The 12,880-nt window shown below is 41.3% G+C and carries 5 protein-coding genes; all 5 read right to left on the reverse strand.

Annotated features, from left to right (window positions below; genetic code table 11):
* Positions 1-142: 142 nt before the first annotated feature.
* On the reverse strand, positions 143-2,581 hold the full coding sequence (locus V7K84_RS25135) for a beta-propeller fold lactonase family protein (protein ID WP_334842052.1): 2,439 nt from the start codon (positions 2,579-2,581) through the stop codon (positions 143-145).
* Positions 2,582-2,841: 260 nt separating this feature from the next.
* Positions 2,842-7,158 carry an amino acid adenylation domain-containing protein gene (locus V7K84_RS25140; protein ID WP_334842054.1) on the reverse strand — a complete coding sequence of 1,439 codons (4,317 nt, stop codon included), beginning with the start codon at positions 7,156-7,158 and terminating at the stop codon, positions 2,842-2,844.
* On the reverse strand, positions 7,155-10,421 hold the full coding sequence (locus V7K84_RS25145) for a non-ribosomal peptide synthetase (RefSeq protein WP_334842055.1): 3,267 nt from the start codon (positions 10,419-10,421) through the stop codon (positions 7,155-7,157). The genes V7K84_RS25140 and V7K84_RS25145 overlap by 4 nt, the downstream gene beginning before the upstream one ends.
* Positions 10,422-10,487: 66 nt before the next feature.
* Positions 10,488-11,630, reverse strand: coding sequence for an acyltransferase family protein (locus V7K84_RS25150; RefSeq protein WP_334842057.1), 1,143 nt, complete (start codon positions 11,628-11,630; stop codon positions 10,488-10,490).
* Between the two features lie 240 nt (positions 11,631-11,870).
* Positions 11,871-12,869, reverse strand: coding sequence for a cupin-like domain-containing protein (locus V7K84_RS25155; RefSeq protein ID WP_334842059.1), 999 nt, complete (start codon positions 12,867-12,869; stop codon positions 11,871-11,873).
* Positions 12,870-12,880: the final 11 nt, after the last annotated feature.

The raw sequence follows: 12,880 nt of genomic DNA on the forward strand, positions 1-12,880 counted from the left end.
TAGCTTTAGGCCGATGCAAAGACTTTCTTGGCGATCGCATTTATACATATATGAGTCCATGTAATCGCTATGCAGAAAACAACCTCATCCCGGTTACGGGGTGAGGTTGTATTATTTTTCTAAGTAATTACTCGCCTTCGATCTAGGCAATATTGACACTCAAATTGATCTGTACAATCATATCGTTGTAATCTTTATCACCACCATTGGCTAAATCTTCAAAACCAAAGGTGTTATTTCCCAACAGTCGAATGTGATCTACCTTATCTGAGTTAGCACCCAAAAATGAGAAGTAAATCTTTGGATCGTTATTGGCATTATTATCGAGAAACTTCTCCGCTTTACCATTGATAATAATAAAGGGTGCAAATAACGAATCAGTTCCGAAAGTGCTGGTAGATGTTGCCGAACCTTGATTGCTCACCGTCAAGTCAACGCCTGTAACACGCCCACGCACAGCGGCTTCGGCATAACCTGCTTGTCCAACAAGAATATCTGCTTTACCATCGCTATTGGTGTCAATGCCACCATTTTCATCAGCTACCTGATAAAAACCGACAAAGTTGTTCAATGCAGCTTCTCTATAAACCTTGAAGTCAGCTTTTACCGATTGTCCTACACCCCGTAAATCAATCAGTTCGCCTTCTTTTTTGCCTTGCAAACTTGTACCCAAAGATATTTCTTGATTTGTTGCCTGAACCGTTACAGCAAAATTTTGGAAGTTGAGAGAAAAGCCTTCTTCTCCTGTATTGGTATTTGTGGCTGAGGAAAAAACGACACTTGAAAAAGATGCTTTTCCAGACAGTACAGCCTGAGTAGTACTGTTGGATACGCTATAGAATCGGAGTTTGGTATCAGAGTCAAATTCTAAGACGTTATTCACATCGTCATGCTTGAAACCCTTGGGCATATTAGCAAGGGAAAAGAAAATCACCTTGGAGCGTAAAAGAGCAGCTTGTGTATAGCCTTCTGCCCCAGGGGCTATGCCATCAATCTTACCTTCATCATCATCAACATTAAATACACACAGCTCATTCACCTCTTTAAAAGTGCTGCTTTTAATTTTGATGGAGATTTTTGCTTTATTGCCTTTAGTCTTCAGCTTAGTCTTGACACTAAAGATATCACCTGAAATTAATGTGAATAAAGTAGTAGGAGTCTTTTTATCGGCAACCCCAAGCGTAAATATATCACTAGCTTCCTCTCCAGCAATATCTTTAGCAGTGACTTTGATGTTTAGATTACCTACATCCTTATGTGTGGGAGCCCCATTGAAGGTAAGAGTAGCAGGATCGAACTTCAACCAAGTAGGCAGTAGGTCATCGTTTTCTAGAGTTGCAGTGTAAGTCAGGGTATCTTCAACATCTACATCGCTGAAGGTGTCAACTGGAAGGGTGAATTTGAAGACACTATCTTCGGTGGTTTCTTGGTCGAGAATTTCATTTGCCACCTCTGGCGTATGATTGAAAGGCGCACTAAACAACGCCACCCCCGAGTCATCAGATCCAGCAGTATAGAGGTATTTGCCATCAGAACTGAGAGTTACAGAAACCGCACCACCAAGTCCATCGACACCATCTGCATCATCTTTTTGAACTTCTACAAAACTTAGTTTGCCTGTGGTTGTATCCCGCTCAAACACCGCCACAGCCGAGTCATCATATCCAGCAGCATAGAGGTATTTTCCATCGGGGCTGACAGTAATGGAAGAGACACCACCAAGCCCATCGACACTACTGATACCATCTTTTTGAACTTCCACAAAACTTAGTTTGCCTGTGGTTGTATCCCGCTCAAACACAGCTACAGCCGAGTCATCATATCCAGCAGCATACAGGAATTTTCCATCGGGGCTAACTGTGAGGGATTTAGCACCAGCAAGTCCATCGACACCATTTGTATCATCTTTTTGAACTTCTACAAAACTCAGTGCGCCTGTGGTTGTATCCCGCTTAAACACAGCCACAGCCGAGTCATCATATCCAGTAGCATAGAGGAATTTGCCATCGGGGCTGACGGTGAGGGATTCAGCACCACCAAGCCCATCGACACCATTTGTATCATCTTGTTGAACTTCTACAAAACTCAGTGCGCCTGTGGTTGTATCCCGCTTAAATACGGCTACAGCTGAGTCACTATATCCAGCAGCATAGAGGAATTTTCCATCGGGGCTGACGATGAGGGATTTAGCACCAGCAAGTCCATCGACACCATTTGTATCATCTTTTTGAACTTCTACAAAACTCAGTGCGCCTGTGGTTGTATCCCGCTCAAATACCGCTACAGCCGAGTCACTATATCCAGATGCATACAGGAATTTTCCATCGGGGCTGACGGTGAGAGATTCAGCACCAGCAAGCCCATCGACACCATTTGTATCATCTTTTTGAACTTCTACAAAACTCAGTGCGCCTGTGGTTGTATCCCGCTCAAATACCGCTACAGCCGAGTCATCATATCCAGTAGCATAGAGGAATTTTCCATCGGAGCTGATGGTGAGGGATTTAGCACCAGCAAGTCCATCGACACCATTTGTATCATCTTTTTGAACTTCTACAAAATTCAGGATTTTCTGCGTCATATTTCCCTTGAGATTGCAAAATAGTTTGTAAAAGTAATATTCTTTTCTAGCAAAGACAAGAATGTACTATATAGCTTATTGTCTGATTTTTATTAAAGCCTCAGTAGATATACTAAGTAATTTTCCGCTTTTAACTGATGTAAGCGCTTTATTTACGAGCTAATTTATACATACATGGTTGAAGTTATTACCCGCAAATAAAACAACCCCATCCCGGAAGTGAGATGAGGTTGAAAGCTATAACAACTATTTCTGCAAATTTAGATGTCTACAATAGCTCGATCTATACAAGCCCTCATCTTTTCAGATAGAGTTCGGACATGGGGTTCTCTAAAAATAGAGTCGTGGTTTCCTGGGACATTTTGAATATCCAAACCTCCTAAGACCATTTCACTCCAACCCATTTGGGGGTCAACCTCCCGTTTTTCCAATGCAACGCGCTCTTCTGCTCGGAATACAGTGACTCGACCGGGATAAGCTTTTAGAACGTATTCTCTGGCTGCCTGTTTATTGGCCTCTTCAATTGTTAATTTCCGGTAGTTATAAGGTACAGTCCGCCAGATTCTTAAGGAAAATTTAAAGAGCAATTTTCGGAACTTTTCTTGAAGTTTATACTTCAGCCAAGAGCTTTTGTTCCTGATTTGTTCAAGCACGTAATTAGTCCCAAGTTTTGTCAGGTTGTCCCAATGTTGAGAAACTCGCTTTTCTAATGGCGCTTGTTTTATGTAATTTGGGCCAGTGGTATCAAATAAAGCTAACAAAGCTACTTTTTGACCTTGCCTTACGAGTTGTTGAGCCATTTCCCAAGCTACTAGTCCACCAAAGGAGGAACCACCCAAAAAATAAGGGCCTTCAGGTTGAATAGTTTGTATCTCTTTGATGTAATGATCTGCCATTTGTGCAAGCTTGGTAAAGGGAGCTTCTTTCCCATTCAATCCTCGTGCTTGTAGTGCATAAAATGGCTGATTTTCACCTAAATGAAGTGATAAATCTCGGTAATAGAGGACACTTAAACCAATTGCATGGATGCAAAAGAGAGGTGGCTTAGAACCGTTGGGCTGCATTGGTACTAGTGATGACCAAGGCATCGATTTTTCTGAGTTGTTACTAGTACTACTTTCAACCCGATTATGGCTTTCTGGCAAAAATCCTTGCTGGCGAATAAAATTAGTTAATTGCTCAATGGTTGAAGATTGCAAGAGAATAGCTAAGGGCAGATTTAGACCAAATGTCTTTTCAATCTGAGAAAACAGATGTACTGCAAGTAGTGAGTTTCCACCCAAATCAAAAAAGTTGTCTTTTATGCCAATGGGATGAATACCTAAAAGGTTTTCCCAAATTTTAGTTAACTGAAGTTGTAATGGATCTTCTGCTGTGGCAAATATTTTTTCTATTTTAGAATTAGTTGGATTCAGCCTAGATAAGGCTTGGCGATCGACTTGGCCATGAGCATTCAATGGCAGAGAATCGACAATGAAAAAGGTAGAAGGCAACAAATGTTCAGGTAACTTTTGCTGGAGAAAACTCAGCATTTGCTCGCTCCCAAAAGTTTCTCCTTGTTTGGGAACAACATAAGCAACTAAACTTTTATCCCCAAGAACATCTTCTTTGGCAATCACCACAGTTTTTTGTACGCCTGGATATTGACCCAAAATTGTTTCAATTTCAGCCAACTCAATGCGAAAGCCGCGAATTTTTACCTGATTATCTAAGCGGTCAAGAAACTCAATGTTGCCGTCACTTAAGTAACGTCCTAAGTCACCAGTTCTGTAAAGGTATGCCCCAGATTCGCTGCTAAAGGGATTGGGGATAAATTTCTCAGATGTTAGTTCGGGACGCTTAAAGTAGCCTTGGGTAACACCGATACCGCTGATGTAGATTTCACCACTTACACCAATAGGGAGGAGTTGCGATCGCCGATTGAGGATGTAGATTTGAGTATTAGCGATCGCTTTTCCTATGGGAATTTCTGACCGAGTGTTACTGGCTTCAGTTGCAGTCTCCGGATCGTAAACCGTGGCGGTTAAAGTTGTTTCTAGCGCTCCATAAGCATTCAGCCAGCGTACTTGCTTGCCAACTTTTTCTACCCAAGTTAGATAAGCCTGCCGTGAGACTTTTTCGCCACCAACCATGACTAAGCGCAAGCTGGCTGGTAAGCTTTGGGGAGATACAGATAGCTCCTTGACTAACTCATACCAAAAAGACGTGGCTAGATTAACAACAGTAATTTGTTGTTTAGCAATGAACGGGAAAAACTGCCCCGTCGATTGCATCTTCTGAGGCTGGAGAATTGCAGTAGCACCAGTAATCCAAGTGGGAAAGAGTGATTCAATGAAGGTATCGCAGCTGATACTAGGTATGATTAGTAAGCGATCGCTCTGAGTCAACTCCCAAGTTTCGCTAATTGCCAAGCTGTGGCTGACAAGATTATGGTGGGTTATAGCTATACCGTTGGGTTTTCCATCGCAGCCGGACACATACATTACACAGGCGAGAGTCCGATCTGTGCCATAGCTTTCTGGATTTTCAGTCACATGTACGGCAATAACTTCCCAATCACTATCCAAACAGATACCTTGTGCTTGATGCTCAGAGAGCTTCTCAACTAATGAGCTTTGGGTTAAGACCAAAGATATTTGGGCATCTTCTAAAATGACAGCCAGACCATCTTGCCCAGATGTCGGAGCGATCGGTACGTAAGTTCCACCGACTTTCAAAATACCCAACAGCCCCACAATCATCTCCAGTGAAGGCTCTAGATAAAGACCGATGAGTACGCCCGATTCTACTCCTAAAGTTTGCAAATAGTAGGCTAGTTGATTTGCCCGCTGGTTAAGTTCCTGATAAGTTAATTGCTGATTTTTAAAACTGACTGCAATATTATTTGGAGTTCTTTTAGCTTGAGTTTCAAACCAGTGATGGATACAAGTATTCTGGGGATAATCAGCTTGTTTGCTATTCCACTCAACTAACAATTGATGTTGTTCGGGTGCTGTCAACAGGGGTAATTCAGCAATCGGACGATCGGGATTAGCAACAATACCTTCGAGTAAAGTTTTGAAGTGTGCCAACATCCGCTCTATTGTACTGGCATCAAACATCTCGGCATTGTAATCAAATACCATACCCAGACCATTATCCTGTTCCCGCAAAACCAATGTCAGATCGTATTTAGTCTTGCCATGATAGATATAGCCAAATAGAGAAGTGATAGTCAAATCAGGTAGTTGCACTGATGCCATGCCACGACCATTTGACCAAGGAGGATTGAGGGAAAATTTTACCTGGAACAGAGGTGAGGTATTGCGACTTCGCTGTTCTGGTCTAAGTTCTTCAATTAGCTTTTCAAAGGGTAGGTCTTGATGGGTATAAGCCTCTAAACAATCCTTACGCACTCGGTCTAATAATTCTCGGAAAGTTGGGTTGCCTGCAAAGCTACTCCGCAGTACAAGAGTATTAGAAAAAAATCCAATCAGCCCCTCGGTTTCAACTTGTCCTCGACCTGCACTTGCAAAGTTAATTAGTAGGTCTTCTTGTCCAGAATAACGGTAGAGCAATAGCTCGAATGCTGCCAGTAAAGTCATGAACAGGGTGACACCCCATTTTTGACTCATGTCTGTCAGGGCATGGTTCAGCGACTTTGATAGCAGCAGGGCAGCGCGATCGCCTCGATAAGTTTGCACTCCTTGAGGACGGGGGCGATCGTAAGGTAACTCAATGATCGGTAAATTGCCTTCTAGCTTTTGCTTCCAGTAGTTTACCTGTGACTCTAAAACCTCTCCCTGGAGCCATTGGTATTGCCAATTGGTAAAATCAGCATACTGCACTGGTAAGGGAGTTAAAGGAGAAACCTGACCTGCTGATAATGCTTTATAGATGGTAATCAGGTCTTGATAGAACAGATCGGATGAAGCACCATCACAAACTATGCAGTGCATATTCCAAATTAGCAGATGTTCGCGATCGCTTAATCGCAGCAGTAACACCCGTAAAATTGGCCCATTGCCTAAATCAAAGGGTTGATGAGCTTCTTTAGTTGCCAGGAGGTGAGCTTCCGCTTCTCGTTGTTCATCTGGTACTTGCCGCAAGTCAATTATTGGCAGTGTCAAGGAAACATCGGTGGCGATGACTTGAGTGGGCTTTCCATTGACTGCTGGAAAAGTTGTCCGCAGAACTTCATGGCGACGGACGACTTCTCTTAAACTTTCCTCTAAAACAGCAACATTCAGATTCCCCGTAAAACGCACGACAACTGGCATATTATTTGAGGAACTATCAGGTTCAAACTGATGGAGGAACCATATCCGTTGCTGACCAAAGGAAAGCGGCAAGTTACCATTCCGTTCACAAGCGACAATTGGGGGAATCTGTGAACTGGCGGCTATGTTAATTTGTCGGAGAAAGTTGATGATTTCGGCTTTTTGAGTTTTTAACTCGGTTAGCAATTCTGGTGTGAGACTATCTTTTGCAGCCCGATAGCGTAAGCGTTGGCTATGCCCGCCGCAGGCATCGCCCTCTAGCCAAAGTTTGACATCGCGCTGACGTAGCTCAGATAGTAGTTCATCTAATGTTTTCATAGCTCACCTTCTTCGTAATCATCAGCTGTTTCACTCTCAGCAGCCTGAACACCTTGGGCTGCCCACCGCAGAGTCTCCACTCGTTCAGCCAAATCTGCTACCGTTGGTAATTCAAATAAATTGGACATCAGAATTTCTGCTTGCAACGCTTGGCGCATTCGAGAAATCACTTGAATTCCTAGTAGAGAATATCCACCCAATTCAAAAAAGTTGTCGTTAATCCCAACCTGTTTGACATTAAGAACCTGCGCCCAGATATCTGCAATCTGCTGTTCAATGGGAGTGCGAGGCGCTACATAATTTGCCTCCAGTTCTGGGCGGGAAGCATCAGGCTGTGGCAATGCCTTGCGATCGACTTTGCCATTGGGGGTTAACGGCATAGCTTCTAGTGCCATAAAGATTGTTGGCACCATAAAGTCAGGAAGTTGTTGTTTCAAGAATCGACGCAATTGTGAAATCACTTCCAAGCTATCTTGACCAGTTTCGGCAACAATATAACCGACTAAACTAGTCTCATTAGGAATGTCTTCTCGAACAATTACAACAGCTTCTTTTACTCCTGGATGTTGCAGGAGTGGGGTTTCAATTTCACCCAATTCTATGCGGAAACCACGCAGTTTTACCTGATAGTCGATACGACCCAAGTATTCAATATGTCCATCTAGTAAATAGCGAGCTAAATCCCCAGTTTTGTATAAGCGCGATTTCGGGTTTGAACTGAAAGGATTAGAAATAAATCTCTCAGCAGTCAGTTCGGGACGATTTAGATATCCCCTTGCTAGTCCTTCGCCACCAATATACAACTCACCTGATATACCAATGGGAACGGGTTGTAAATGGGAGTCTAAAATGTAGATTTGCGTATTAGCTAGAGGGCAACCAATGCCTATTGCTTTATTTGCCGTTGTCACCTTGTAGCCTGTTGACCAAATCGTTGTTTCTGTAGGCCCGTAAAGGTTCCACAGACAAGCTCCCTTCGGTAATAATTGATTGGCGAGGTCTCTAGGTAAGGCTTCGCCTGTGGAAATCATCTTCAGTTGAGGACTACCTTGCCATCCGGCTGCCAGTAATAACCGCCAAGTAACTGGTGTCGGTTGCATAAAGGTTGCCCCGGAGGTGGTTAGCGCTTTTAACAGTTGTGTTCCGTCAGCCGCAACTTCACGGCTTACCAATACCAACTTCGCACCTACAGATAGGGGTAGAAAAATTTCTGAAACGGCAATATCAAAGGATAGGCTAGTAACAGAGAGGAGAGTATCTTCAGCAGTTAAACCGGGTTCTTTAGCGATCGCACTTAAAAGATTAACAGCACTCTGATGTTGAATTTGAACGCCTTTCGGTTGACCTGTCGAGCCAGATGTATAGATGACGTAGGCTAAGTTATTGGAAGTGATGTTATGTGTTGGGTTATCTAACCCGTAATCTATGGATTGCCAGTTGCTATCAAGGCAAACAATCTCTGCTTGATGGCTTGGTAGCCCCGACTTTAGCTTCTCTTGCGTTAGTAGCACTGACACCTGAGCATCTTGCAGCATGAAAGCTAAACGTTCTTGAGGATAAGCATAATCTAATGGTACGTATGCTCCCCCGGCTTTGAGAATCCCTAAAACTCCTACAACCATTTCCAAGCTGCGCTCGACACACAGACTAACCAGAACTTCTGACCCGACTCCTAAGCTTTGGAGATAATGGGCTAGTTGATTGGCTCGCTGATTCAGTTCGCGGTAGCTAATTTGTTGATCTTCAAAAACTACAGCGATCGCATCTGGAGTCTTCTCCACTTGAGTTTCAAACAGCTGATGAATGCAGATATTTTGGGGATAAGCTGTTTGAGTATTGTTCCATGTTGCTAATAACTGTTGCTCAACTGCTGGCAAAATTGGCAATTTAGCAATAATTTGATTAGGGTTAGCAACTATGCCCAATAACAAAGTTTCAAACTCTGCCATCCGGCGGCGGATAGTATCAGCTTCAAATAAATTAGTGTTGTACTGGCATTCCAGAATAAGTTCACCATGCGATTCTGTAGCATTGATAAACAGTTCAAAATTCTCGAATGCGCGGGGATTGGAGAAAAATTCTACCTCTAATCCGATAAAGGGAAGTCGATTGCTGTCTAAAGCTTGATCGACATTAAATACAATCGGTACTAAGGGAATACGGCTAGAATCCCGTGACAATACTAATTTTTTTACCAGACTACCAAAAGTAAATTGTTGATGGTCATAAGCATCTAAGACAGCCGATCGCCGCGATCGCAAGTAGTCGCTGAAAGATTTTTCGCCATCAATCTGGCTACGCAACGGTAGTAAATTTACACAATGACCGACGAGATTATATTGCCCTAAAGCAGCTTGTCCGGCGGCTGGAATACCTACAACTAAATCATTTTGTCCTGTCAAACGGTGCAGCCAGACCTCGAATCCTCCCAGGATCGTAGTCATAAAGCTACAACCGAGTTTTGTTCCTAGTTGTTTCAGGTTGGCAACTAATTCGGGACTTAAATGCCAATCTTCGCGGGCGGCGTTAAAGGTTCTGAGTGGGGGACGAGGGCGATCGCTGGGGAAATCGAGTACAGGTACAGAGTCAGCGAATTGTTGCAACCAGTATTGTTCTGTGGCGATCGCTTCTGGATTATCCGCCTCTTCTTCCTGCAAAATCGCATATTCACTTAAGTAGTCTGGTTCTTCTAATTCAGGAACAATACCCTGTTGCAAGCCAGAATAAAGTTTACCCAAATCTGGCATCAGCACTGCCCAAGACCAACCATCACAAATAATATGATGGGCTGTCAAAATAGCTAGATGTTCCTGCGGCTGCAATTTGACAATTTTTGCCCGAAATAGAGGGCCATGTTCCAAATCAAAAGGTTGCTCTACCTCTTGTCGCAAGATCCTAGCTAATTTTTCCTGTTGTTCCTGTGGTTCTAAGTTAGACAGTTCAATAATAGGGATTTCAATTTGCCGAGAAGCAACAATGCAGAGTGTATTGCCATCGGTGCTAAAAGTTGTCCGTAGTGCTTCATGACGTTGTACTAACTTTTCCACCGCAGATTGGAAAAGTTTGACATCAAGTTCGCCTTTTAGTCGCAGAGATTGAGACTCATTATAAGCACAATTAGCAGCATCGCCCATTTGCACAGAAGCCCAAATTTCTTTTTGTGATTCTGTGGCGGGGGCGGTTAGAAGTAATTCTCCATCTGCAAATGGATCAAAATCAACCGCAGTTAATGTCGATTGGTAATCTACAGGTGATAAGGTCATAAAAATTTATTATTTTCTCAGTTTATTGAATGTGGATAAATCTCAATCTTTTTTAGATTCCTGACTTTAAATACCTTGTTTAGCCAAGATTGTAGACTTTAAATAATTACGCGCAGGTATTTCTACAAATTTATATGTCAATGATGCAGCCAATAAGACAATCATAAGAAATACTCCTAAAGATGTCAATGATTGATATCCTGTAAATTCTTTGCCAAAAACATCGTGAAATTTATAAAGCCAGAAAGATTTTAACAATTCTTGAACAACCCAATGAACCATATAAGTTGAGTAAGAGATAGTGCCGATATATAGCATTAACTGTGAATTAAGAAACTTTGATATTAAACTTTTTTTGTTGATAGATACAGATAAAATCAGTAGAGAAAAAGCTGGTAAAATTAGCCAATCATGAATATTACGAAAATGATGCCAGTAGTAATGCATAATCAAAATTATCCAAGTTATAGCTATAATTGCCAGGAAACTAAGATTAAAATACTTTTTATAATTACCTCTATGATAAATTTTGTAAGTTATAATACCAAGGATGCATTCTAGCCCACATCTAGCTATCGAAGGTATGCCAATAATCGTATCTAAATTGCCACGGGTAAAAGTGATTAGTAATAATATGCAAAAGAGAGTAGAACTATAAATTATTAAATCAGTTTTGAATTTATTTTTTAATAAAACTACTAATAAAATTGGAAATATGCAATAAATAAAAAACTCCACACTTATTGACCAAGCTGGCTCATTCCAGTAGGTATTACACCAGAATAAAGGTGGGCACTTTATGTCAAATGCTTGGAGAAGAAAAATATTGGAAACAAGAGCCGTTAAGTTAAATTTACCAGTAAAAGCAGAAGCATTTAGGAAAAGTAATTTCACAACCTCTAATCCAACAAATAGAGAAATAATAAATATATGCAGAGGATAAATTCTAGCAAAACGCGAGAATAAATATGAACGATAGTTTTTTAAATTGACTTTTAAACAAAAAGTCTCCGCATAAACGTGGGTCATAATAAAACCACTCAGAATAAAGAAAAAATCGACCCATAAATATCCATTTGTAAAAAAATTAGTATAGGCTGATAAAGTTGAACCGATTTTCGGTAAACCGTAGTAAGAAAAATGGTGTATAACAACAACCAAGGCTGCAATACCGCGTAAAGAAGTGAGCGATTTGATGTGTTTATACATTAAGGTTTTTGGTTTTAGTTTCTACCTATAGCAATCCTATTTGAATTGTGAAAATTATTTTGATAATTAGACGCGTAGTTGCTTTGTGTTGGCTACATGAAGGATGTAATAAGCGCTTACTATGTATAAAAGCAAGCTACGCGAAGTGTTTAAAATAAAATATTTCACAAATGATTTAGAATTGCTATAGAATACCGATTCAGTATTCAGGCTAATTAATAATTAGTCATTTGAGAAAAATTATATTTTTTTCCCAATCTTGTCGATAAATTGCTTTAACTTCCCCTCAATAGATTTTAGTTTTAATACACCAGAGCGCAGGATCATAAATTTACTTTTCGGTCGGCGATCGGATAGAAGACCCAGAGCAAAAATTTTGAGCCGATCTTTCAAAGCATATTTATCTGGTGGAGTGGGTTTTAATCCCAGTCTGCGTAAGTAGCTGTTGACTTGATATATTCTGGCTTTGAGATCGTAAGGTCGCAGATAAAAGAGAATACTCAAAGCTACAGAGACATTATTACCATTTTTAGCCCAATGGGGTGCCAATATAGGATGATGGAGTCCCTTGCCTGGTTGCAAATAGTAAACCTTTGCTTTACTTTGATTCTCCTCTTTATAATTTGCTACGTTCAGGTCGCCTACATAAAATTTTTCAATCTCCTCTTCGCTCAGTACAGAACGATCGCTTTGATTGAAGAGGCTCATATCTTTCTCGCCCTGAATTTGAAACAGGAAATTCAACTCACTATCGATATGGTAAGGTGTAATAGAATTTGGGGAACCAATAAAGATGTAAGCACCTAGCCAAGTCATCTGCTTCCGAAGGGGTTTGCCTGTAAGCGTTTCGAGTTCAGTTATAATCTGGTTAACCAAGGCAGCATATTCTGGGTCTACTTGAACATCTTCAAGCATCACCCAAGAATCCGATTCACCAATATGTGCGATCGCCTCGTTAATTTGCTTGATTCCAGGTCGCTGATTCCACTTTTGCTCAACAGGAACTTTGCTGATATAAGACTGGATTTTATTTGCTCTACCCTGACTTAGCATAGTATTTGCAAGCTCAACTAAGCGGGGAATCTCAAATAAAGGATGTCCTGCAAGGTTATGCGAAAACATGAAGTGAGAAGAGTTGAAGTTTTCCCGGAAGTTTGAAACATCAGTTTCAATGATTTGTTCAGGAAGCTTCGGATCGGACTTAATAAAACTCGGTTCAAGTAGATTATCAACTGACATACAAAAATGGA

The sequence above is a fragment of the Nostoc sp. genome (assembly GCF_036917315.1).
In the GTDB taxonomy this organism is placed as follows: domain Bacteria; phylum Cyanobacteriota; class Cyanobacteriia; order Cyanobacteriales; family Nostocaceae; genus Nostoc.